Genomic DNA, 24322 nt, shown 5'->3' with positions numbered 1-24322 from the left:
GCCGGATGGCGGCTTCGCTTTATCCGGTCTACGTGTGATTTTGTAGGCCCGGTAAGCGGAGCGCCACCGGGCATTCATTACAGCGGCAAATGCGAATTATGCGTCCGGGAACTCACGCATAAAGCGTTCGACGTCATCCACCATATGCTCATTGCCGACGAAGAACGGACGGCGCTGGTGCAGGCTTTCCGGCTGAATATCCAGAATCCGTTCTTTACCGTCGCTCGCCTTCCCGCCGGCCTGTTCAGCAAGGAACGCCATCGGGTTGCACTCGTACAGCAAACGCAATTTACCCTGCGGGTGGCTTGCGGTGCTCGGGTAAAGATAAATGCCACCTTTCAACAGGTTACGGTGGAAATCCGCCACCAGCGAACCAATGTAGCGTGTAGTGTAGGGGCGCAGTGTGGCCTTATCTTCTTCCTGGCAGAACTTCAGGTATTTCTTCACGCCCTGTGGGAATTTGATGTAGTTACCTTCGTTGATGGAGTACGTGTTGCCACGTTCCGGGAAGCGCATACGCTCCTGGCTCAGGCAGAAAACGCCGAGTGACGGGTCGTAAGTAAAGGCGTGAACGCCGCAACCAGTGGTGTAAACCAGCATGGTGGACGAACCGTAAACCACATAACCGGCGGCAACCTGTTTGTTACCCGGCTGCAAGAAATCTTCCATGGTGACGGGCGTACCGACAGGCGTAACGCGGCGATAAATAGAGAAGATTGTCCCGACAGAAACGTTAACATCGATGTTGGATGAGCCGTCCAGGGGGTCCATCAGCACCACGTATTTGGCGTGTTCGCAACCTTCGAAAACGACAATTTCATCTTCTTCTTCAGAGGCGATCCCAGCCACGATATCGCGGGCGCGGAGAGCGGACTTCAGTTTTTCATTCGCAAACAGGTCGAGTTTTTGCTGAACCTCACCCTGCACGTTTTCAGCGCCGCTGGCACCCAGGATATCGACCAAACCGGCCTTGTTGATATCACGATGAATGATCTTGGCGCCCAGTTTTATTGCCGACAGCAAAGCAGTCAGTTCACCCGTTGCATGCGAGAACTCATGCTGCTTCTCAACAATAAATTCACCTAACGTTTTCATAACACTTTCCCTGCATTTTGAATATGGAGTAAAGCGATCGTAGCCTGTGGTTTTCAGGTTGCTGGTTACAGCAAGTTCCGGATAGTAAACAGCCGAAGCGGTAACGACCAGAGCTTTCGCAATCGAAAACGCGGCGGACATGCAACAATACTAACAAACATTCAAAACTTCGCGCACAGGTGAATCGCGCCAGCAACATACGGATTATCCTGAAATGCATTTCTCAGACGTTAAACATATGCGTAAAATGTGCGCCAGTTTAAGTAAGGATAATGACGTATGCGCATTCATATTTTGGGGATTTGTGGCACTTTCATGGGCGGTCTGGCAATGCTGGCGCGCTCGTTGGGTCATCAAGTAACGGGTTCGGACGCCAATGTTTATCCGCCGATGAGCACGCTGCTTGAAAAGCAAGGTATTGATTTAATTCAGGGATATGACGCAAGCCAGCTTGATCCCGCGCCGGATCTGGTGATTATCGGCAATGCGATGACCCGTGGAAATCCGTGCGTGGAAGCGGTGCTGGAGAAAAACATTCCGTTTATGTCCGGCCCGCAATGGCTGCACGATTTTGTCCTGCGCGACCGTTGGGTTGTGGCGGTCGCCGGTACCCACGGCAAAACCACCACGGCGGGTATGGCGACCTGGATCCTCGAAGCCTGCGGCTACAAACCGGGCTTTGTGATTGGCGGCGTACCGGGGAATTTCGACGTTTCCGCGCGTTTGGGCGACAGCCCGTTTTTCGTTATCGAAGCCGATGAATATGATTGCGCCTTCTTCGATAAGCGTTCCAAATTCGTTCATTACTGCCCGCGCACGCTGATCCTTAATAACCTTGAGTTCGACCACGCGGATATCTTTGACGACCTGAAGGCTATTCAGAAACAGTTCCACCACCTCGTGCGCATCGTACCGGGGCAGGGGAAAATCATCTGGCCGGAAAACGACATCAATCTGAAACAGACGATGGCGATGGGTTGCTGGAGCGAGCAGGAGCTGGTAGGCGAACAGGGTCACTGGCAAGCGAAAAAACTGACCACCGACGCATCGAGCTGGGAAGTCTGGCTGGACGGCGAATGTGTCGGCCAGGTCAACTGGGGCCTGGTGGGCGAGCACAACATGCATAACGGCCTGATGGCGATTGCCGCCGTGCGCCATGTTGGCGTAACGCCGGCCGACGCGGTAAACGCGCTGGGTTCGTTTATCAACGCCCGCCGTCGCCTGGAACTGCGCGGTGAAGCCAATGGCGTCAACGTGTATGACGATTTCGCCCATCACCCGACGGCGATTCTGGCGACGCTTGCCGCGCTGCGCGGGAAAGTCGGCGGCACCGCGAAAATCATCGCTGTGCTGGAGCCGCGCTCGAACACCATGAAAATGGGCATCTGCAAAGACGATCTGGCGCCGTCACTGGGCCGCGCGGATGAAGTGTTCCTGCTGCAACCCCAGCATATTCCGTGGCAAGTTGCGGAAGTGGCGGATGCCTGCGTGCAACCGGCGTACTGGAGTGCCGATGTCGATACGCTGGCGGAGATGATTGTGAAATCCGCCCAGCCGGGCGACCACATTCTGGTGATGAGCAACGGCGGTTTTGGTGGCATCCACCAGAAGTTGCTCGACGGGTTAGCCAAAAAAGCGCAGATCGCCGCAGAAAGCGTTTGATTGCGACAAGCTGAAAAAAAAACGCGCCGGTTTACCGGTCGCGGTTTTTTTATGGGCAGAAATGCCGTTTTGGCGCGAAATCAGTTTTCGTTAGCTTCGGCGAGTTCACGCAGATACTGGAAGATCAAACGCGCGGTTTTTGGCGGCTTGTTGCCTTCTTTCTCTTTTTTGGCATTGCGGATAAGCGAACGTAATTGCTGACGATCGGCATTCGGCCACAGGTTCAGCACTTCCGGCACCGCATCATCGCCTTCTTCAATCAGGCGATCGCGTAGATTTTCCAGCTTGTGGAAAAACGCCACCTGTTGGTTATGACGGTTTTTCAGCTTATCCAGCGCCTGGCGGATTGGCTCCACATCGCGCTGGCGCAGCATTTTACCGATCAACTGCAATTGACGGCGGCGGCCCTCTTTCTTAATGCGCTGCGCCAGTTCAATGGCGTCGCGCAGATCCTGGTCGAGCGGAAGTTTATCCAGCGCGTTTTTACCCAGGTCTACCATTTCCGCGCCAAGCTGCTTTAACTCTTCAGCATCGCGCTTAATTTCACTCTTACTGACCCAGATGATCTCGTCATCTTCGTCTTCAATATCATCACCGGGCACGTCGTCGAGCCAGTCGTCGGGCTGCTTTGTCATCTCAGGCTCCTTAAAAAAGAGGCTAATGTTACCAGTTAAGGCGCGCACTGAAAAACGGTTCTCTGTTAGACTTCAAAGATTCTCTCCCTTAATTATGGCATTGGCGATGAAAGTAATCACACAAGTTGCACAACAACGCAAAGTTCTGGAAGAAGCGGTTTCTACCGCGCTTGAGCTGGCCTCGGGCAAAGCGGACGGTGCGGAAGTTGCCGTCAGCAAAACAACCGGCATCGGCGTGAGCACGCGTTACGGTGAAGTGGAGAATGTAGAATTTAACAGCGATGGCGCACTCGGCATCACGGTTTATCACCAAAACCGCAAAGGCAGCGCGTCATCCACCGATCTCAGCCCGGACGCTATTGCCCGCACGGTGCAAGCGGCGCTGGATATCGCGCGATACACTTCGCCGGATCCTTTCGCGGGCGTGGCCGAAAAAGATCTGCTGGCCTTTGACGCGCCGGATCTCGATCTTTTCCACCCGGCAGAAGTGACGCCGGATGAAGCCATCGAATGGGCGGCGCGCGCCGAACAGGCTGCGCTAAAAGCCGACAAACGCATCAACAACACCGAAGGCGGCAGCTTCAACAGCCATTACGGCATCAAAGTCTTCGGCAACAGCCACGGCATGCTGCAAAGCTACTGCTCTACCCGTCACTCCCTGTCGAGCTGCGTGATCGCCGAAGAAAATGGCGATATGGAGCGCGATTACGCTTATACCATTGGCCGCGATATCAACGACTTGCAAACGCCTGAATGGGTCGGTGAAGAGTGTGCGCGCCGCACGCTGTCACGCCTGTCGCCGCGTAAATTATCGACCATGAAAGCGCCGGTGATTTTTGCCAATGAAGTGGCGACCGGGTTGTTTGGTCACCTGGTGGGTGCCATCGCGGGTGGCGCGGTGTACCGCAAATCCACTTTCCTGCTGGATTACCTTGGCAAGCAGATCCTGCCGGAGTGGCTGACCATTGAAGAGCATCCGCACTTGCTGAAAGGGCTGGCTTCCTCCCCGTTCGACAGCGAAGGCGTGCGCACGGAACGTCGCGACATTGTTAAAGATGGCGTGTTGATGCAGTGGCTTTTGACCAACTACTCCGCGCGCAAACTGGGGCTGAAAAGCACCGGCCACGCGGGCGGCATTCACAACTGGCGTATCGCCGGGCGCGGTTTGAGTTTTGAGGCGATGCTGAAAGAGATGGGCACCGGCCTGGTTGTGACGGAATTGATGGGGCAGGGCGTGAGCGGCATCACTGGCGATTATTCGCGCGGCGCGTCCGGTTTCTGGGTCGAAAATGGCGAAATTCAGTACCCGGTGAGCGAAATCACCATTGCAGGAAATTTGAAAGATATGTGGCGCAATATGGTTACCGTTGGTGACGATATTGAACAGCGCAGCAATATTCAGTGTGGTTCAGTGTTACTTCCGGAGATGAAAATCGCCGGGCAATAACTCCGTGGCGCAAAGACTTGCGCCTTGAGCGTGAATAATAAAAAAGGAAGTGAGCAATGCGTAAAAACCTGTTAGCGATCCTTGCTGTGTCGTCGTTGTTTGTCGGTTCGACGGTGTTCGCCGCCGATCTCGAAGATGATATGGATACCCTGAATGAAAATCTCAAAGTGGTGCAGAAAACTGATGATGCCGCTGAGATGAAAGACGCGTTAAGCAAAATGCGCACCGCGGCGCTGGATGCGCAAAAAGCGACGCCGCCGAAGCTGGAAGACAAAGCGCCAGACAGCCCCGAGATGAAAGATTTCCGTCACGGTTTTGATATTTTGGTCGGCCAAATCGACGGCGCGTTGACGCTGGCGAATGAAGGTAAGGTGAAAGAGGCGCAGGCCGCCGCAAAAGATTTCGCCACTACCCGCAATACCTACCACAAGAAGTATCGTTAATCGGCTTCGAGGGTGAAAAAGCCGCAACCTGACCGTTGCGGCTTTTTTTATTGCACGATCTCGTAGGCCGGATAAGGCGCAGCCGCCATCCGGCGAAATGCCCGATGTTGCTGCGATCGCCTGATGGCGCTTCGTTCATCAGGCCTACATGATTATTCCTCCCTGCGGGATCAATATCACCTTCCCACTAAACAACCGGTTTTCCAGCAAATTATGCGCTTCCTTCCCGCGAAACAGCGGAAACGACGTGATCGGCGGCAGTGTAATATGCCCGGCCTTCAGCAGCCCAAAAAGGCGGTCGGCGCGGCGCTGGCGTTCCTGTTGCGACGTCAGATACGTCCACAGATCCGCCCCGACAACGCCGGTGGATCTGAGCATAAGCTGTTCCGGGTTCAGCGTAGGCAGCTCGCCGCCGGACATCCCAAATAGCACCACGCGCCCACCGTCTCTCAGGCTTTCCAGACTTTGCAGCATCGTGCTGCCCAGCGAATCAAAAACAATATCGCACCCTGGCGCGTACCAACCGCGAAGCCGCTCAGGCCAGCAATAATAATCTGCCGCCGCCTCGGCGCCGTTGCGCAGGCTAAGGTTCTGTTTTGTCAGGCTGGAAGCGACAGCGAAAACATGCACGCCGTGATGCGTCAACATTTGCGTAAGCAGCCTGCCGACGCCGCCTGCGGCAGCCAGCACCGCGACATGCATGCCGCGCGTCACGGGTAACACATCATGCAATAAATAATCGGCGGTGAGCCCCTGAAGCAGTATCGACGCGGCTTGCGCTTCGGATAACCAGTCAGGCAGTTGGATGGCGTTATCTTGCGGCACCACAATATGGCTGGCGTGCGCCAGCGGCACATCGGCAAAACCGATCCGATCGCCGCGCCGCCAGCCGCGCACGCTGCTGCCCACGTCGACAACCCGGCCTGCGCCTTCGTAGCCCGCCACCCACGGCGCAACGCCGGCCAGCGGATAACGCCCCTGGCGGCGATAAATATCAGCAAAGTTCAGCCCGGCGGCGGAGACCTCCACCAACAGTTCTCCCGCGGCAGGCTCCGGTGTCGGGCTGCTGTGCAAATAGAGCACTTCCGCGTTACCAAAATCATCAAAAACCAACGATTGCATGATTCAAAAATCCGGCAGACGATAATGGGACTATTATTTCTGCTCATCGACGGCGGATAAATGCCGCTTTGTTATCTTCATTTGATAATCAAAATTTAGAATGAGAGCGCAATATGGACTACCTAAAGTGCGTCGAATCGTTTGTTAGCACAGTTACTTATGGCAGCTTTACCGCCGCCGCCGACACGCTTGGCATCACCCCGGCGATGGTCGGGAAACACGTGCGCGAACTGGAAGTCAGAACCGGCTGCATGTTGCTGCACCGCACCACGCGCCGCCAGGGGTTAACGGAAGCCGGCCAGCGTTTCTACCAGTACGGCCTGCAAATCCTCTCTACGGTACGTGAAGCCGATGGCCTGGCGAACCTGCTCTATGAAAACGTCTCTGGCCTGCTGCGCATCAGCGCGCCGGTTGCCTGGGGCAACCATGTCCTGACACCAATCCTGTCGCGCTTTTTACAGCAATACCCCGGCGTGGATGCAGAAATGGTGCTCAGCAACCGCAAAGTCTCATTGATTGAAGAGCGCTTTCAGCTCGCGGTTCGCGTTGGCACGCTCAGTGACGATGGCGTTATTGCCATTCCCCTGGCGCCCTATCACATGATTCTCGCCGCCTCGCCGGAGTACCTCGCTCGCTACGGCACGCCGTTAACGCCGGGCGAATTGAAGCAGCATCACTGCATCAGCTTCAGCCAGTGGCGATCGGATCGCGGCTGGCTGCTGGAGGGGCCAGGCGGCAAAGAGGAAGTGGTGATCACGCCCCGGCTGCGGGTGGATTCCGGTGAAGCAATCCGCCAGGCGGCGCTTGCCGGGCTTGGGATCGTGCAGCATTCCCTGATCACCTTGCAGCAAGATATCGACGAAGGGCGTTTATGCTACGTTCTGCCGGACTGGCAGCCGCCCGCAAGGCCGATGCATTTATTGCGCTTGCCCGGCAAACAGCAGCTTGCGCTGGTGTCGTCGTTTACCGACTTCTTGCTGCGCGAGCTAAATGATAAGTAAACCTTATTGACCTCACACTTTCCGCTTTCTTACTGGCGATTTTTTGTGCTTTTAAATCGCCGCTTTTCCGTGTTTTTTCCGCAAACCTGTGACCGCTGCACAGTGAAAAATGCCTGGCCTGTCAAATTCTGTGGTGCAGATCACTAAAGCCCTCTTCGTTTCCACTTCGAAGTGGAAAACTCCTCGCTACAAACTCGTCACCCGCGCCGTTAGTTTTAGTGTGAAGCCATTAACGGGGTACGACGAGTGAATAACGGAGCGGTAATGAACGACGCGGCCATGCAGGCCGCGCAAACGGCAACCCTCGCAGAGCGCATGCTGACCGAGGTTTACACCTTACTTCACGAGCAAAACATCATACCGAACGCGGTGCAGCAGCAGATGCTGACGTCGCATCTTCGCGCCATGGCACATCGGTCGGTTACCGGCGAACCGTTGCCAGAAGTGGACGCCAGCCTGTTTGACGAAATCTCGGCAGAATCAATGCGCCTCGCCCGCGATGTGGTGGCGGCCTTTGGCAACCTCCCGGAAGAAGAAGCCTGGCTGCTGTCGGTGCACTTCGAAGTGGCGAAAGACAACCTTTAAGGAGCAAACGATGGAACAGATTACCGTAGTGATTGGCGACCGTCTGGGCAAAGGCCAGAAAGTTGCGGCGGGGGTGGAAAAAGCCGGTGGCCGCGCGATTGTCGTGCCGGGCGTGGCGGCGGATATGAAGCTTGGCGATGTGATGAAAGCGGAAAACGCCACCTTCGGCATTTCGTTTTGCGGCAGCGGCGGCGCAGGCGCCATCACCGCGCAGAACAAATATGGCTACAAAGCCAAATACGGCATGCGTTCTGTCGATGAAGGCGTCACCGCCATTAATGAAGGTTGCAATGTGCTGGGCTTCGGCTTTATGGACAAAGAAGAGTTAGGCGAGCGCCTGGTGCAGGCGTGGCAGAAAAAATACGGCGCATAACCATGAAAGAACAGTTCACCACCACGGTCAGGGTAAAGGGAAAGGGCGACGCCAAAGCGCGCGCGTTTTCTGATGCGCTGAACCACGTTCAGGCCGCGGTGATGAAAGCGTCGCCGCACATTTTACTGCGTATTGAGCCACAGGATGTGCAGGTTGTTCAGGCGCAGGAAACGACGCGTAAAGAGGCTTTTTTGTTCCTCTTTTTGCGTCGCGAAAGACGCACGTACAGCGTGGAGCTGGACGTTACCGTCAACGTGACCGCCATCAATCTCGATAAAGTGGATTTCGTCACGAAATAACTCAACGCATACCCCGCGAGCCATTTTTGCAGGGTAGAAGAGGGGCAGACTGATGTTCTTAATCATACTAATAAAATCGCTCATTATCGGCGGCCTGGTCGGCGTTGGTGTGGGCGCAGGGGCTGCACGCATGTTCCACGCGCCAACCACTCAAGGGATGGGCGCGTTTCGTACGTTGGGCGAACTGAACTCCTGCGAAGGGGATCCGGCATCGCACTTCTCCTTCGGCTTAGGCTTCTTCTTTAACGCCTGGGCCTCGTCCGTTGCGGCGGGTTCGTTCACCCAGGACGTAGACCACCGCATCATCCCGAACTGGGGCGCGGCGGCATTGATGGTGAAAAACCGCAATGTCGGCGAAACCCTGCACGACCCGAAAAAGATGGCCATCGCCTGTGGGTTGATCGGCATGGTCGTGGTGACCTTCCTGAACCTCACCGCGTCATCGGTTCCGGCGGCATTACAAGTCACCGCGGTGAAAGTGCTGGTGCCAGCGGCGAACCTGCTGGTCAATACCGTGATGCCCGTCATCTTCTGGCTGGCGGCCATCGACGCGGGCAAAAAATCCGGTTTCTGGGCCACCGTGTTCGGCGGTGCAGCGCAGTTGATTATGGGTAATGCCGTTCCCGGCCTGGTGCTCGGCATCCTGATCGGTAAAGGCGTTGAGGAAAGTGGCTGGAACCGCGTCACCAAAGTGATGATGAGCGCCATTGTCGCGTTGTTTGTGCTGAGCGCGTTCTTCCGCGGCTTCGATCTGAAAATGATCGAGTCCTTCCATTTGAGCGCGCCGAACTGGCTGGAGCTCATCCACAACTCGCTCAGCGGCAAATAAGGAACCGAAATGGAACAGAATAAAGGCTTCTGGTATGCCGACTGGTCATTCCCGATTTTTGTCGGCCTGCTCTCATCCGGCGTCTTCGCCGGGACGCATATGTATTACCTGTATGGTATTGGCGCGTTTAACGAAGTGGCGTTTGTCTCGATGCTGCGTGCCGGTATGGATACCGGCGTTTACGGCGCGGTGGCGGCGTTTGGCGCCAGCTTCCTGTTTGCCCGCATCATCGAAGGTTCGCTGGTCGGTATTCTCGATATCGGCGGCGCGATCCAAACCGGCGTGGGGCTTGGCGTTCCGGCGCTGCTGCTCGGCGCGGGTTTTGTCTTCCCGGTGGCGAACTTTGTGGCTTCGCTGGTCACCGGCCTGGTGATTGGCGTGGCGATTGGCTACCTGATTATTCTGGCGCGTAAGTTCACCATCAATCAGAGCGACTCCACCTACGGCGCGGACGTGATGATGGGCGCGGGCAATGCGTCCGGCCGCTTCCTGGGCCCCTTGATCATTCTCAGCGCCATGACCGCCTCGATTCCGATTGGTATTGGTTCGCTGGTGGGCGCGCTGCTGTTTTACCTCTGGCAAAAGCCGATCACCGGGGGCGCGATCCTTGGTGCGATGCTGCTGGGTTCTATTTTCCCGGTAGCCCTCTGAACCACACGGACGCTGCGGCGTCCGTCACTTCTGGAGATACGCATGTTTGATTTACTCCTGCGCCGGGCGCGTCTGGTTGACGATACGGTGGTGGATATCGCCATCCGCGCGGGTAAAATCGCCGCGCTGGGCGACATTAGCGGCCCGGCGGGCAAAACCGTTGATTTACGTGCTGAGCATTACGTCAGCGCCGGGTGGATTGATTCCCACGTGCACTGCTATCCAAACTCCCCGATTTACCACGACCAGCCAGACAGCGTCGGCATTGCCACCGGTGTCACCACGGTGATTGACGCCGGCAGCACCGGCGCGGACGACATTGATGATTTCTATGCGATTACCCGCCAGGCGTCGACGGAGGTCTACGCGCTGCTGAATATCTCCCGCGTTGGACTGATCGCGCAAAACGAACTGGCGAACCTGAGCAATATTGATGCCGCCGCCGCGCGCGCCGCGGTGCAGCGCCACCCGGATTTTATCGTCGGCCTGAAAGCGCGCATGAGCAGCAGCGTGGTCGGCGAAAACGGCATCACGCCATTGGAACGCGCAAAAGCGATCCAGAAAGAGAATGGCGATTTGCCGCTGATGGTACACATCGGCAATAACCCGCCGAACCTCGATGAGATCGCCGAATTGTTGACTTCCGGCGACATCATTACTCACTGCTATAACGGCAAACCGAACCGCATTCTGACACCGGGCGGCGAACTGCGCGCCTCGGTGACCCGCGCCATTGCGCGCGGCGTGCGCCTGGATGTCGGCCACGGCAGCGCCAGTTTCAGCTTTGCGGTGGCAAAGCAGGCGATCAGGTTGGGCATTTTGCCGCAGACCATCAGTTCCGATATCTACTGCCGCAACCGCATCGATGGCCCGGTGCGTTCGCTTGCCAATGTGATGTCCAAATTCCTCGCTATCGGCCTGTCATTGCCGCAGGTGATTGCCTGCGTGACCGAACACGCCGCCGACGGTTTGCGCCTGAAACACAAAGGGCGCCTGGCGGTCGGTTTAGACGCCGATCTGACCATTTTCGACTTGCGTCGCCAGCCGGTGCTGTTCGCCGACGCGGAAAACGAGACATTGCAGGCCGAACAGTTACTCACGCCGCTGGCCGCCATTCGCGCGGGCAAAGGCTATCTGACCGAACAAGGGAGTGCAGAACATGCCTTCGATTTATGACAAATATCAGTTGAAACAGGTGATTAACGCTTCCGGGCGTATGACGGCGTTAGGGGTTTCCACCCCGCGCCCGGAAGTGGTCGAAGCGGTGTTAAGTGGCATGAATCACTACTTCGAAATGAAAGATCTGGTCAACAAAACCGGCGAGTACATCGCGAAGCTGCTGGACGTGGAAGGCGCGACCGTGGTGTCGTGCGCCTCGGCGGGCATTGCGCAATCCGTTGCCGCTGTACTGGTAAAAGAGAGCGACTGGCTGCTGGAAAACCTGCACAGCACCGCAATTGAGAACAATGAAATTGTGCTGCCGCGCGGTCACAACGTTAACTTTGGCGCGCCGGTCGGCACGATGGTGGCGCTCGGCGGCGGCAAAGTGGTCGAAGCGGGTTACGCCAACGAATGCTCCGCCGATCAACTGGCGGCGGCGATCTCACCGCGCACGGCGGCGATTCTCTATATCAAGTCTCATCACTGCGTACAAAAAAGCATGCTCAGCGTCGAGCAAGCTGTGGTGGTCGCGCGTAAACACAACCTGCCGTTGATTGTCGATGCGGCGGCGGAAGAGGATTTGCAGTGTTATTACCGCGCTGGTGCCGATCTCGTTATCTACAGCGGCGCGAAAGCGATTGAAGGGCCAACCAGCGGGCTGGTGATCGGCAAAACCCAGTATGTGGAGTGGGTGAAACGCCAGACGGCGGGCATTGGCCGCGCGATGAAAGTGGGCAAAGAGGGCATCCTCGGCCTGACGTGCGCCATCGAACACTATCTCTCGGCCGCCAAAGAGAGCGGGGCGGAGATGGTCGCCAAAATGACGCCGTTTATCGAACAACTGAATACCCTCAACGGCGTCAGCGCCCGTGTGGTGTGGGACAGCGCCGGGCGCGACATCGCGCGCAGCGAAATCAAGTTTGACGAAGCGGTGACCGGCATCGCCACCGGCGAACTGGTCAGCGCCCTGAAACAGGGTGAATACGCCATTTACTTCCGTGGCTACAAAGCCAATGAAGGCATTATTGAAGCCGATGTGCGCAGCGTCAGCGCTGAGCAATTGGCGATTGTTTATCGCCGCATCGCCGAAGAATTAAACAAGGAGCAACGCGCATGAAACTGACGCCGAATTTTTACCATGACCGTGTCTGCCTGAACGTGCTGGCAGGCAGCAAAGAGAACGCCAGCGCCATTTATGAAGCTGCCGAAGGGCATGTGCTGGTGGGCGTGCTGTCGAAAAACTACCCGGACGTCGCCACGGCAGTCGCCGATATGCGCGATTACGCCACGCGCATCGATAACGCGCTCTCGGTCGGCCTGGGCGCGGGCGATCCGAACCAGTCGGCGATGGTCAGCGCCATCTCTCGCGAGGTGCAGCCGCAGCACGTCAACCAGGTGTTTACCGGCGTAGCAACCAGCCGCGCGTTGCTCGGGCAAAACGACACTGTGGTCAACGGACTTGTATCGCCAACCGGCACGCCGGGACTGGTGAAAATCTCCACCGGGCCGCTGAGCAGCCAGGCGGCAGACGGCATTGTGCCGGTGGAAACGGCGATTGCGCTGTTAAAAGATATGGGCGGAAGCTCGATTAAATATTTCCCGATGGGCGGGCTGAAATGCCGCGACGAGTACAAAGCTGTTGCTGAAGCCTGTGCGCGCCACGACTTCTGGCTGGAGCCGACCGGCGGTATCGATCTGGAGAACTTCGGCGAGATCCTGCAAATCGCGCTGGATGCGGGTGTCAGTAAAATCATTCCGCATATTTATAGCTCTATTATTGATAAGGTGAGCGGGGATACGCGCCCGGCGGATGTTCGCCAGTTATTGGCTATGACCAAAGCGCGGGTGTAATAACATCGCCGGCCTACAAATCGCTCTGGAACACCGTAGGCCGGATCAAGGCGCAGCCGCCATCCGGCAAAAAAACGGGCAAAAAATAATACGAGGACAACGACGTGCGATTTCCGAACCAACGTTTAGCGCAACTGTTCACAATGTTGCAAAACGAGACGCTGCCGCAGGATGAACTGGCGCAGCGGCTGTCGGTTTCGACGCGTACCGTCCGGGCAGACATCACCGCATTAAACGCACTGTTGGAGCACCACGGCGCGCAGTTTATTTTGAACCGGGGCAGCGGTTATCAACTGAAAATCGACGATGCCACGCTGTATCAATCATTGCAGGCCACGCGCCCGCGCGCGTTGCGCATTCCGCGTAGCGGGCCGGAGCGTGTGCACCATTTGGTGGTGCGTTTTCTCACCTCGGCTTTTTCCCTCAAGCTTGAAGATCTCGCCGACGAATGGTTTGTCAGCCGCGCCACGCTGCAAAACGACATGACCGAGGTGCGCGAATGGTTTTCCCGCTATCGCTTAACGCTGGAAACCCGCCCGCGGCACGGTATGAAACTGTTCGGCAGCGAAATGGCGCTGCGCGCTTGCCTGACCGATCTGCTGTGGGAACTGGCGCAACAAAACGCGCAAAACCCGTTAATTACCGAAGAAGCGCTTAATCCGGGCGTGCCGGAAGCGCTGGCCGCTTTCCTGCACGACTGCTTTAACCGCCACCACATTCGTTTGACCGATGAAGGCGATCTGTTTATTCGCCTCTATTGCGCCGTGGCGGTACGTCGCATCAGCGAAGGTTATCCGCTTTCTGAATTCACCGCCGAAGATGGCGATGACAGCGTGCGTGACGCGGCGCGGGATATTACAGCGGCGCTGCAACAACTGGCGGGCAAACCGCTGGCGGCGGCGGAAGAACACTGGTTACGCGTGCATATTGCCGGGCGACGCGTGCAGGAACTGGCGCCGAGCGCTATCAGCGCCGACGACGATGAAACGCTGGTGAACTACATCCTCGGCTATATCAACACGCACTATAACTACAACCTGCAAAACGACGCGCAGCTTCATGCGGACCTGCTGACGCATATCAAAACCATGATCACCCGCGTGCGCTACCAAATCATGATCCCCAATCCGCTGCTCGATAACATCAAACAACACTACCCTATGGCGTGGGATATGACGCTGGCGGCGGTTTCAAGCTGGGGCAAATACACGCCGTATGTGATCAGTGAAAATGAGATCGGTTTTCTGGTGCTGCATATCGGTGTTGGGCTGGAGCGTCATTACAACATCGGTTACCAGCGCCAGCCACGCGTGTTGCTGGTGTGCGATGCCGGAAACGCGATGGCGCGCATGATTGAAGCGGTGCTGGCGCGTAAATACCCGCAGATTGTTGTGACCCGCACGGTGACGCTGCGCGATTACGAGCAGTGCGACGACATTGGCGAAGATTTTGTGATTTCCACCGCCCGCGTCAGTGAAAAAGACAAACCGGTGGTCACCATCGCGCCGTTCCCCAGCGATTATCAACTCGAGCAGATCGGCAAACTGGTGCTAGTGGACAGAACGCGCCCGTGGATGCTGAAAAAGTATTTCGACGCCGCGCATTTTCGCATTATCAACGGCGCGATGGACCAGCAAACGCTGTTCACCACCCTGTGTGAACAGTTGCAGGACGAAGGGTTTGTTGACGCCGGGTTTCTCGATTCGGTGGTCGAGCGTGAAGCGATTGTCAGCACCATGCTCGGCGAAGGCATCGCGCTACCGCACGCCCTTGGGCTGCTGGCGAAAAAAACCGTCGTCTACACCGTGCTGGCGCCGCAGGGCATCGCCTGGGGGGATGAAACTGCGCACGTTATCTTTTTGCTGGCGATAAGCAAGAGCGAGTACGAAGAGGCGATGGCGATCTACGATATTTTTGTCACCTTCCTGCGCGAGCGCGCCACCGCCAGGCTCTGCGCCTGTGCGGATTTCGCCACCTTTAAAAGCGTGGCGATGGCGTGCGTCAGCCGTTTTTGATTAACCGTCGGTGGAACGCGTCACCGCTTCCCAGGCATTGATTTCCTGGCTCAGCGTCGCCAGTTTTTCGCGCACCAGCGCGAGCGCGTCGCTGCCGAGCAACAGATGCGCGGGCGGCGTGTCGCTGCCGATAACCGTTAAGATGGCGCGCGCCGCTTTAACGGGATCGCCAAGCTGCTTACCGCTTTTTTCCTCGCGCGCCTGGCGAATCGGCGCGAAAAGGGCATCGTAATCGGCAATGGATCGCGGCGTGCGAACCATTGAGCGCCCGGCCCACTCGGTACGAAACGAGCCCGGCGCGACCGCCGTGACATGGATGCCGAACGGATTTACTTCTTTGCCTAACGCCTCGGAAATCCCTTCCAGCGCGAATTTACTGCCGCAGTAATCCGTAATCCCCGGCAGGGTAATAAAACCGCCCATCGACGTGATGTTGATAATGTGCCCGCGGCGGCGTTCACGCATGCCCGGCAGCACGGCTTTGATCATGGCCACCGCGCCAAACACATTAACGTCGAACTGGCGGCGAATTTCCGCGAGCGAAGACTCTTCCAGGAGACCTTCATGACCGTAACCGGCGTTATTCACCAGCACATCGATTGGCCCGACGGTCGATTCGATGTCGGCCACCACGTTATCGAGATGCTCGAAATCCGTGACATCCAGCAGGTGCGCAACAGCGCGATTCGCATCAAGCGCTTCAAAAGCCTGTTGCGCTTCACGGTTGCGCACCGTACCAATCACCCGATGGCCGGCGGCCAGCGCTTCCTGCGCCAGGGCCTGACCAAAACCGCTGCTGACGCCGGTAATCAATATCGTTTTTACAGATGACATAAAACTGACTCCCATGAAAAATGGAAGCTGCATAGTATTCTCTGGCGTGATGGCTTTTGAGGCCGTATCTTCTCTTTTTATTGCCTGATTTTATGAGGGAGCACGATGGCAAATATGATTGAGTTGTTAAAAAAACTGGCGGTGCAGGAGGGATATAACCTGACAGCGCTGGACGATGTGCGCATTCTGCGCTCTGACCGCCCGCTTGCCAGAACGCCGGTGCTTTACGATCCCGGCATTGTGATTGTCTGCCAGGGCAGCAAGCGAGGGTATTTCGGCCAGCAGACCTATTTATACGATGAGCAGCATTATCTGGCGGTCTCCGTTCCGGTGCCGTTCGTGATGGAAACCGATGCTTCGGCAGAACATCCGCTGCTGGCGATTTATATGCATCTCGATTTTCAGCTTGCCGCCGAGTTGGTGTTGCAGATTGAGCAGCATGAGTTTTCGCCCTTTTACGCCACGCCGCAAAGTATGATGTCCAGCCCGATGGACGACGCGGTAAGAAGCGCGGTGCTGCACTTGCTGGAGGCGCTCAATGACCCGCTCGATGCAGCGATCCTCGGCCCCGCGCGGGTGCGTGAGCTCTATTTCCGCATCCTGACCGGCGCGCAAGGGGACGCAATGCGTGCCGCGCTGGCCTTGCAGGGGCAGTTCGGCAAAATCGGCAAAGCGCTACAGCGCATTCATGCGACCTATGCCGAGCCGTTAAAACTGACGCAACTCGCCCTCGAAGCCGGGATGAGCGTACCGACCTTCCATAGCCATTTCAAAGCGATAACCCAATTGCCGCCCATGCAATATGTCAAATCGGTACGTTTACATCAGGCGCGGATGTTGATGGTGCGCCAGCAGATCACCGCCGCCGCCGCGAGTTACGCCGTGGGTTATGAAAGCCCGTCGCAATTCAACCGTGAGTTCAAACGCCTCTTCGGCCTGCCGCCCGCCGAAGAGGTCAGACGTATGCAGAGAAGTTTTGCCGTTCCGCCACTTCATTCAGCATCGGTATACATTTCGTCGCACTGAACGGAGTTTTTGGGAGGAATACTATCAACGCAGATGATGCACGACCTGGTTGCTGCTGCCGCGCCAGATAAGCATCGGGTCCTTGAGATCCTGCACAAATTTACCGTCGATCAACACGTTGATCAGCGCGACAACCTCTTGTTGTGCGGCGTTGAGTTCATCGATTTTGTAGCCGGTCCACACCCAGATATCTTTGCCGGGACACTCGGCGCGGATGCGGGTGACCAGCTTTAAAATCTCCGGCACGTTTTGCGGGTGCAGCGGATCGCCGCCGGAAAGGGAAATGCCCTGGCGTTTCACGCGCGTGTCGTTGAGATCCGCGATAATGCGGTCTTCCATTTCTTGCGTAAACGGCACGCCGGAGTTCAGCCGCCAGGTGCTTTTGTTGTAGCAGCCGGGGCATTCATGCACGCAGCCGGAAACAAACAGGGTGCAGCGCGTGCCGGGGCCGTTGACGATATCGACTGAATAGTACTGATGATAATTCATATAATTTAGCCATTGCCGGGTGGCGCTTCGCTTACCCGGCCTACAACTTATCCGGCCTACGTAATAACAAACTGGTGTAGGCCGGACAAGCGAAGCGCCACCCGGCGTTCAACGTGTTAACCGATCTGCCCGTTGCCGAGGTGTTTCACGCGGCGTTTGACCTCTTCCTGCTTACCGGCGTTAAACGGACGTGCGTCCGGGCTGCCGAGATAACCGCATACGCGGCGGGTCACCGACACACGAGATGCGTCGTGGTTGCCGCATTTCGGGCAGGTAAAGCCTTTACTGGTGCACTCGAACTCGCCGGTAAAACCGCACTCGTAACACTCATCGATCGGTGTATTGGTGCCGTAATACGGCACATGCTGATAGCTGTAATCCCACACATCTTCCAGCGCGCGCAGGTTGTGCTGAATGTTCGGATACTCGCCGTAGCAAATAAAACCGCCGCTGGCTAACGGGGGATATGGCGCTTCGAAATCGATTTTGTCGTACGGGTTAACCTTTTTCTCCACGTCGAGGTGGAAGCTGTTGGTGTAATACCCTTTATCGGTCACGCCTTCGACCACGCCAAAATCGGCGGTATCGATACGGCAGAAGCGGTCGCATAGGTTCTCGCTCGGCGTGCTGTAAAGGCTGAAACCGTAGCCAGTCTCTTCCTTCCACTGATCCACCGCCTGGCGCAGACGCTCAACAATCGCCACGCCTTTTGCCCGAAGTTCTGCACTGTCGTAGATGTGCTTATTGCCGGAGAGCGCATTGATGGTTTCGTGAATGCCGATATAACCCAGCGAAATCGACGCGCGGCCGTTTTTGAAAATCGGCGCGATATCATCATCCGCTTTCAGACGCACACCGCATGCGCCTTCCATATAGAGGATCGGCGCCACGCGCGCTTTCACCCCTTCCAGACGGGCGATACGGGTCATCAGCGCTTTACGCGCCAGTTGCAGGCGGCTATCCAGCAGTTTCCAGAACGCCGCTTCATCCCCTTTCGCTTCCAGCGCGATGCGCGGCAGGTTCAGGCTGATCACGCCGAGGTTATTACGCCCGTCGTGCACCATTTCGCCATTCTCTTCATACACGCCGAGGAAGCTGCGACAACCCATCGGCGTCTTAAACGAACCGGTCACTTTCACCACTTGATCGTAGTTCAGGATGTCCGGGTACATGCGCTTGCTCGCGCACTCCAGCGCCAGTTGCTTAATGTCGTAGTTCGGATCGTTAAACTTGTGATTCAGCCCGTCGCGGATCGCGAACACCAGTTTCGGGAACACGGCGGTTTTGCGGTTTTTACCAAGCCCTGCAATGCGGTTACGCAGGATCGATTGCTGGATCAGGCGCGATTCCCAACTGGTGCCCAGACCAAAACCAAAGGTGACAAACGGCGTTTGGCCGTTGGCGGTATGCAGCGTGTTAACTTCATATTCCAGCGACTGGAACGCGTCGTAACACTCTTTTTCGGTGCGGATGTGCGCATAGCCATCGGCATCCGGGATCTGCCATTCCGCCGCCACTTTGCGGTGCTTTTCGAAGCTGGCGGTCACAAACGGCGCCAGCACTTCATCGATACGGTTAATGGTAGTGCCGCCATAAATATGGCTGGCGACCTGGGCAATGATCTGCGCGGTCACCGCGGTGGCGGTGGAGATCGATTTTGGCGGTTCGATCTCGGCGTTACCCATCTTGAACCCGTGCGTCAGCATACCTTTCAGATCGATCAGCATGCAGTTAAACATCGGGAAAAAGGGAGAGTAATCGAGATCGTGATAGTGAATTTCACCCCGTTCATGCGCCTGCACCACGTCACGTGGCAGCAGATGTTGGCGGGCGTAATGCTTGGCGACAATCCCGGCCAGCAGATCGCGCTGTGTTGGGATCACTTTACTGTCTTTGTTGGCGTTCTCGTTGAGCAGCGCCGAGTTGGTCTGCTCAACCAGACCACGGATTTCCTGGTTCAGACGGCCACGTTTTTCGCGCGAGATATCGCGGTCATGGCGATATTCAATGTAAGCGCGAGCCAGCTGTTTGTACGGCCCGGCCATCAGCTGGTTTTCGACGGCGGTCTGGATTTCACTGATATCAACTTGCGAGCGGCCCTGCATCTGACCACTAATAACCTCTGCGACGGTGGCGCAATAGTCTGCGTCATCGACTCCCGCTGCTTTAGCTGCACGCAAAATTGCCTCTTGGATGCGCTCTGATTTGAAAGGCACTTTACAGCCATCTCGTTTCATCACATGCGGTGTCATGATCACTCCATTTAGAAAACAGGTTATCCACAATAAAAGACGCGCTGACTGGCTGGTTATTCATTACTAAAACCAATGAGTTTGTCCTGTTTTGGCCCGTATTATCCACAACGAAAATTCCGCTTACAGCGTTCGGCTTGTGTGAATAATAGACGATTAATACAACATATAGGGGCGGGGTGCATTCTAAATTCTATATATAGTGATTTGCATCAAACATGTTTGCGATTTTATTGATGCAGAACAAAGTAAAAATTTGATCGCAGCGAGGGCAAGGCATTCACGTGACTAGTCATTTTTCTCATTTTCATTTTGGCGATAAATACAACAAAAACAGCAAGATTAGGTTCGCCGTTGTGTTTGCAATAGGCTGCAAAAGTGCTGAGTTTTCTGCGCTTAGACCAGCCGGGCAGGAACCACTATCTGACGCGGCGAGGCGCGATCGTTAATTTGATCGATTAGCTGCGCGGCAGCCTGGCGACCCGCCTGGGCATAACCGGGATCAACGGTGATAATTTCCGGGTGCAGAAAAGTGATGAGCGGTGTATTGCCCACGCTGGCAAGCTGAAGGTTGTCGATGCGCTGCTCCTGCAAATACTTGCTCGCGCCGAGGGCGAGGCTATCGGTGGCGCACAGCAGCGCGGTGGTATTGGGGGACAGCACCTGCGCGACATGCTCGTAACCCTGCTTCATCCCGAGGCCTGGCAGCACCGAGCGCGGTTCAAGATGATGCTGTTGGCAGAACGCCAGATAAGCGTCATGGCGGCGTTTGCCGGTGGTGATGTCGCAGTGCGGCACGCCCAGAAAGCTGATGTACCGATGCCCGCGCGCATAGAGATTTTCCATCAATATACGAATGGCGCCCTCGTCGTCATAACAGACCGAAGAGATGCCGTTGGCGTCGCGCGCCAGCAGCACCAATGACGACTGCCAGACGGCGAGCAGTTCTTGCGTCACGCCGGTAAAGCCAAACAGCACAATACCGTCGACATTGCGGCGGCTCAGCATCTGCAAATGTTCTTCAACCCGTTCTGTTGAAAACTGGCTCTCCATCATGATCGGGTCGTAGCCCTGCGCGTAAAAAGCCGGGAGCATGGTTTGCACCGCCAGGTTTTCCGAGCGGGAATCGAGACGCGAAACAATAATCGCCACCACTTTATCGCTCTGCCCACGCATGGCTCGTGCGGAGCGGGAAGGCGAAAACCCATGCTGATTAACCACCGCCTCGACGCGCTCACGGGTGTGCTGGCTCACGCCGCTTTCATTATTGAGCACTCGGGAAACGGTCGATTTCCCCACGCCGCTCAAGCGCGCAATGTCTTTGATGGTCAACCGGTTTTGCATGGGTGCTGTCCTGGGCCTTATTCAGACTGTTTACGGAATAGGGGAGTTTTGTCCTGAATAAGGCTTAACGGCAATGAGTAAAGTCTGGTTTATAGGTTTCCATTCATATGATTGCCCTGCGGCGTTGCAAATAGTCGTGTGTATACGTTCTGTTTAATTCGCCAGGGCTATGATACCGCTGCGTAATAATTCACCCTTCAATAGCTTACCGGAGGCCACATGGATCCTGATCCCACCCCTCTCCCGCGATGGAGACACTTTTTCCGGTAAGCCCGCTTTTGCTGCCTTACCGGATGCGTAAGGCAGCGACGTTATTTTCGTTTCTGCCCCACTAAAAACGCCCGCAGGCGCGGATTTGTCGCGCCCGCAGTAATGCACCCGCGTGATGCGGGGGCAAGGACAGACTTATGCTGAAAAACATGACCCGGCAGCTTTTCGCTCGCCTGAACCGCCATTTACCCCGTCGTTTAGTGCAGCGCGATTTGCTTCCCGGCGAACCGAACGTCGCGCCGGGCGACATTTCCCCGTCGATGAGCGCGCGCTGCCTGAATATTGCCGCGATGGCGCAGGACGTATTGTGGCAAACCTTCAACAGCCACCCGGAAGGGTTAAACCCGTGGGAGGTTGCACTGGCGCGGGAAACGCACGGCGAAAACCTGATTCCGGCGCAAAAACCGTCACCCTGGTGGGTGCTGTTGTGGGTTTGTTATCGCAACCCGTTCAACCTGCTGCTCACCTGTTTGGGCATTGTCTCTTATGCCTCGGAAGATTTGTTCGCCGCCGGGATCATTGCGCTGATGGTGGCGATCTCCACGCTGCTTAATTTCCTGCAAGAAGCGCGTTCGACCAAAGCGGCGGACGCGTTAAAAGCGATGGTCAGCAACACGGCGACGGTGCTGCGCGTGATTAATGAGAAGGGCGAAAACGGCTGGTGTGAATTGCCCATCGACCAGCTTGTCCCGGGCGATATCGTCAAACTGTCGGCGGGCGACATGATCCCGGCGGATCTGCGCGTGATGCAGGCGCGGGATCTGTTTGTCGCTCAGGCGTCGCTCACCGGTGAATCCCTGCCGGTGGAGAAAACCGCCATTACTCACCAGTCGGCGCAGCGCAACCCGCTGGAGTGCGACACGCTTTGTTTTATGGGCACCAATGTGGTGAGCGGCACGGCGCAGGCGTTGGTTATTGCCACTGGCGGCGACACCTGGTTCGGGCAGCTGGCCGGGCGGGTCAATGCGCAGGAGAGCGAACCGAACGCGTTTCAAACGGGTATCAGCCGCGTCAGTATGTTGTTGATTCGCTTTATGCTGGTGATGACGCCCATCGTGCTGTTGATCAATGGCTTTACCAAAGGCGACTGGTGGGAAGCGGCGCTGTTTGCGCTCTCTGTCGCCGTTGGTCTGACGCCGGAAATGTTGCCGATGATTGTCACCTCGACGCTGGCGCGCGGCGCGGTGAAGCTGTCGAAACAGAAAGTGATCGTCAAACATCTGGACGCCATTCAGAACTTCGGCGCGATGAACATCCTTTGCACCGATAAAACCGGCACGCTAACGCAGGATAAAATCGTGCTGGAAAATCATACGGATATCAGCGGGAAAGTGAGCGAGTTAGTGCTGCACAGCGCATGGTTGAACAGCCATTATCAAACCGGGCTGAAAAACCTGCTGGATACCGCTGTGCTGGAACGTGTTGACGCCGACATGGCGCAAACCCTCGCCGCCACCTGGCGTAAAGTGGATGAAATCCCTTTTGATTTTGAACGCCGCCGCATGTCGGTGGTGGTCGCCCAACAGGCGGATGTTCATCAACTGATTTGCAAAGGCGCGTTAACGGAAATGCTCAGCGTCTGTGCGCAGGTACGCTTTAATGGCGAGATTGTCCCGCTGGACGACACCATGCTGCGGCGCATTGAGCGCGTGACCAATTCGCTGAACCGCCAGGGGCTGCGGGTTGTCGCCGTTGCCACCAAATATCTGCCTGCGCGCAGCGGCGATTACCAGCGCGCGGATGAATCCGATCTGATTCTCGAAGGCTATATCGCCTTCCTCGATCCGCCGAAAGAGAGCACCGCGCCGGCGTTAAAGGCACTGAAAGCCAGCGGCATCGCCGTCAAAATCCTGACCGGCGATAGCGAACTGGTCGCCGCGAAAGTGTGTCATGAAGTTGGGCTGGACGTGGGCGACGCGCTGATCGGCAGCGACATTGAGCACCTGAGCGACGATGAATTGGCGCAAAAAGCAAAAACGATCACGCTGTTCGCGCGCCTGACGCCGATGCATAAAGAGCGCATTGTCCGCTTGCTCAAACGCGAAGGGCATGTGGTCGGTTTTATGGGGGACGGCATTAATGACGCGCCCGCGCTGCGTGCGGCGGATATTGGCATTTCCGTCGACGGCGCAGTAGATATCGCCCGTGAAGCGGCCGACATCATCCTGCTGGAAAAGAGCCTGATGGTGCTCGAAGAGGGCGTTATCGAAGGGCGTCGCACGTTCGCCAATATGCTGAAATACATCAAAATTACCGCCAGTTCCAACTTCGGCAATGTCTTTAGCGTGCTGGTGGCCAGCGCCTTCCTGCCGTTTTTGCCAATGTTGCCGCTGCACTTGCTGATCCAAAACCTGATCTACGATGTGTCGCAGGTGGCGATCCCGTTTGATAACGTCGATGAGGAGCAGATCGCCAAACCACAGCGCTGGAACCCGGCGGATCTGGGGCGCTTTATGATCTGCTTCGGCCCGATCAGTTCTGTCTTCGACATCGTGACGTTCTGCGTGATGTGGTGGGTGTTCAAAGCGAATGTGCCGGAAGCGCAGACTTTGTTCCAGTCCGGCTGGTTTGTGGTTGGCCTGCTGTCGCAAACGCTGATTGTGCATATGATCCGCACCCGCCACGTGCCGTTTATTCAAAGCCGCGCGGCCTGGCCGCTGGTGGTCATGACGCTGATTGTCATGTTTATCGGCATTGCGCTGCCGTTCTCCCCGCTGGCGGATTATCTGCAATTACAGGCCTTGCCGCTGAGCTATTTCCCATGGCTGGTGGCGATTCTGGGGAGTTATATGGCACTGACCCAATGGGTGAAAGGGTTTTATTACCGCCGGTATGGTTGGCAATAAACGCCGGAAAAGCCGCGTAGGCCCGATAAGCGAAGCGCCATCGGGCATTTCGCCGGGTGGCACTGCGATATTGGCCGGGAGATCCTCCTAAA

General features: G+C 56.4%; 23 protein-coding genes. 16 read left to right on the top strand and 7 right to left on the bottom strand.

What is annotated here, in order from left to right; genetic code table 11:
* Positions 1-96 precede the first annotated feature (96 nt).
* Positions 97-1095: a class 1 fructose-bisphosphatase gene (gene fbp, locus AAEY27_RS19565; protein WP_342322454.1), complete on the bottom strand. Its 999-nt coding sequence runs from the start codon at positions 1093-1095 to the stop codon at positions 97-99.
* Positions 1096-1374: 279 nt separating this feature from the next.
* Between fbp and mpl the strand changes: the two genes are divergently transcribed.
* Positions 1375-2757 carry a UDP-N-acetylmuramate:L-alanyl-gamma-D-glutamyl-meso-diaminopimelate ligase gene (gene mpl, locus AAEY27_RS19560; RefSeq protein ID WP_342322453.1) on the top strand — a complete coding sequence of 461 codons (1383 nt, stop codon included), beginning with the start codon at positions 1375-1377 and terminating at the stop codon, positions 2755-2757.
* 80 nt (positions 2758-2837) lie between these two features.
* Here mpl and yjgA read toward each other — a convergent pair whose 3' ends face one another.
* Entirely contained in the window at positions 2838-3392 is a 555-nt protein-coding gene (gene yjgA / locus AAEY27_RS19555) for a ribosome biogenesis factor YjgA (RefSeq protein ID WP_342322452.1), read from the bottom strand.
* Positions 3393-3486: 94 nt separating this feature from the next.
* Between yjgA and pmbA the strand changes: the two genes are divergently transcribed.
* Both pmbA and cybC read left to right on the top strand, forming a co-directional pair.
* Entirely contained in the window at positions 3487-4839 is a 1353-nt protein-coding gene (gene pmbA / locus AAEY27_RS19550; RefSeq protein WP_342322451.1) for a metalloprotease PmbA, read from the top strand.
* 56 nt (positions 4840-4895) lie between these two features.
* Positions 4896-5282, top strand: a complete 387-nt coding sequence (gene cybC, locus AAEY27_RS19545) for a cytochrome b562 (RefSeq protein ID WP_342322450.1) — start codon at positions 4896-4898, stop codon at positions 5280-5282.
* Between the two features lie 144 nt (positions 5283-5426).
* Here the strand turns inward: cybC and AAEY27_RS19540 are convergent, their stop codons facing one another.
* On the bottom strand, positions 5427-6404 hold the full coding sequence (locus AAEY27_RS19540; protein WP_342322449.1) for a zinc-binding dehydrogenase: 978 nt from the start codon (positions 6402-6404) through the stop codon (positions 5427-5429).
* 113 nt (positions 6405-6517) lie between these two features.
* On the opposite strand from AAEY27_RS19540, the gene AAEY27_RS19535 reads away from it, so the two are divergent.
* From AAEY27_RS19535 to AAEY27_RS19490, 10 genes are all read left to right on the top strand, one after another.
* Positions 6518-7405 carry a LysR family transcriptional regulator gene (locus AAEY27_RS19535; protein WP_342322448.1) on the top strand — a complete coding sequence of 296 codons (888 nt, stop codon included), beginning with the start codon at positions 6518-6520 and terminating at the stop codon, positions 7403-7405.
* A gap of 246 nt (positions 7406-7651) precedes the next feature.
* Entirely contained in the window at positions 7652-7990 is a 339-nt protein-coding gene (locus tag AAEY27_RS19530; RefSeq protein ID WP_342322447.1) for a glycine dehydrogenase, read from the top strand.
* Between the two features lie 10 nt (positions 7991-8000).
* The gene (locus AAEY27_RS19525; protein WP_342322446.1) at positions 8001-8363 is read left to right on the top strand and encodes an SFCGS family glycine-rich protein; all 363 of its coding nucleotides are present in this window, start codon (positions 8001-8003) and stop codon (positions 8361-8363) included.
* A 2-nt stretch (positions 8364-8365) separates the two neighbouring features.
* A complete protein-coding gene (locus AAEY27_RS19520) occupies positions 8366-8662 on the top strand; it encodes a DUF4312 family protein (RefSeq protein ID WP_342322445.1) in 297 nt (98 codons plus the stop codon).
* Between the two features lie 52 nt (positions 8663-8714).
* Positions 8715-9491: a DUF4311 domain-containing protein gene (locus AAEY27_RS19515; protein WP_342322444.1), complete on the top strand. Its 777-nt coding sequence runs from the start codon at positions 8715-8717 to the stop codon at positions 9489-9491.
* A gap of 9 nt (positions 9492-9500) precedes the next feature.
* The gene (locus AAEY27_RS19510; RefSeq protein ID WP_342322443.1) at positions 9501-10142 is read left to right on the top strand and encodes a DUF4310 family protein; all 642 of its coding nucleotides are present in this window, start codon (positions 9501-9503) and stop codon (positions 10140-10142) included.
* A 42-nt stretch (positions 10143-10184) separates the two neighbouring features.
* On the top strand, positions 10185-11318 hold the full coding sequence (locus tag AAEY27_RS19505; protein ID WP_342322442.1) for an amidohydrolase/deacetylase family metallohydrolase: 1134 nt from the start codon (positions 10185-10187) through the stop codon (positions 11316-11318).
* Positions 11302-12420 carry a DgaE family pyridoxal phosphate-dependent ammonia lyase gene (locus AAEY27_RS19500; RefSeq protein WP_342322441.1) on the top strand — a complete coding sequence of 373 codons (1119 nt, stop codon included), beginning with the start codon at positions 11302-11304 and terminating at the stop codon, positions 12418-12420. Before AAEY27_RS19505 ends, AAEY27_RS19500 begins: the two co-directional genes overlap by 17 nt.
* Positions 12417-13154: a 2-dehydro-3-deoxy-phosphogluconate aldolase gene (gene dagF / locus AAEY27_RS19495; RefSeq protein ID WP_342322440.1), complete on the top strand. Its 738-nt coding sequence runs from the start codon at positions 12417-12419 to the stop codon at positions 13152-13154. The genes AAEY27_RS19500 and dagF overlap by 4 nt, the downstream gene beginning before the upstream one ends.
* A gap of 104 nt (positions 13155-13258) precedes the next feature.
* Positions 13259-15169, top strand: coding sequence for a BglG family transcription antiterminator (locus AAEY27_RS19490; RefSeq protein WP_342322439.1), 1911 nt, complete (start codon positions 13259-13261; stop codon positions 15167-15169).
* On the opposite strand, the gene AAEY27_RS19485 is transcribed toward AAEY27_RS19490, so the two are convergent.
* Positions 15170-16003, bottom strand: coding sequence for an oxidoreductase (locus AAEY27_RS19485; RefSeq protein WP_342322438.1), 834 nt, complete (start codon positions 16001-16003; stop codon positions 15170-15172).
* Between the two features lie 105 nt (positions 16004-16108).
* On the opposite strand from AAEY27_RS19485, the gene AAEY27_RS19480 reads away from it, so the two are divergent.
* Positions 16109-17029 carry an AraC family transcriptional regulator gene (locus AAEY27_RS19480; protein ID WP_342322437.1) on the top strand — a complete coding sequence of 307 codons (921 nt, stop codon included), beginning with the start codon at positions 16109-16111 and terminating at the stop codon, positions 17027-17029.
* Positions 17030-17053: 24 nt separating this feature from the next.
* Here the strand turns inward: AAEY27_RS19480 and nrdG are convergent, their stop codons facing one another.
* From nrdG to treR, 3 genes are all read right to left on the bottom strand, one after another.
* Positions 17054-17518 carry an anaerobic ribonucleoside-triphosphate reductase-activating protein gene (nrdG, locus tag AAEY27_RS19475; protein WP_342322436.1) on the bottom strand — a complete coding sequence of 155 codons (465 nt, stop codon included), beginning with the start codon at positions 17516-17518 and terminating at the stop codon, positions 17054-17056.
* A 116-nt stretch (positions 17519-17634) separates the two neighbouring features.
* Positions 17635-19770: an anaerobic ribonucleoside-triphosphate reductase gene (nrdD, locus tag AAEY27_RS19470; RefSeq protein ID WP_342322435.1), complete on the bottom strand. Its 2136-nt coding sequence runs from the start codon at positions 19768-19770 to the stop codon at positions 17635-17637.
* Positions 19771-20166: 396 nt separating this feature from the next.
* Positions 20167-21114, bottom strand: a complete 948-nt coding sequence (gene treR, locus AAEY27_RS19465; RefSeq protein ID WP_342322434.1) for a trehalose operon repressor TreR — start codon at positions 21112-21114, stop codon at positions 20167-20169.
* Between the two features lie 219 nt (positions 21115-21333).
* Between treR and mgtL the strand changes: the two genes are divergently transcribed.
* Together mgtL and mgtA are read left to right on the top strand one after the other, a co-directional pair.
* Entirely contained in the window at positions 21334-21384 is a 51-nt protein-coding gene (gene mgtL, locus AAEY27_RS22470) for a mgtA regulatory leader peptide MgtL (RefSeq protein WP_425294687.1), read from the top strand.
* A gap of 137 nt (positions 21385-21521) precedes the next feature.
* On the top strand, positions 21522-24230 hold the full coding sequence (mgtA, locus tag AAEY27_RS19460; protein WP_425294643.1) for a magnesium-translocating P-type ATPase: 2709 nt from the start codon (positions 21522-21524) through the stop codon (positions 24228-24230).
* Positions 24231-24322: the final 92 nt, after the last annotated feature.

It is taken from the genome of Kosakonia sp. BYX6, from assembly GCF_038449125.1.
Taxonomy (GTDB): Bacteria; Pseudomonadota; Gammaproteobacteria; order Enterobacterales; family Enterobacteriaceae; genus Kosakonia; species Kosakonia calanthes.
The sequence above is the reverse complement of the archived record's forward strand: the minus strand, read 5'-3'. Positions and strand labels throughout refer to the sequence as shown.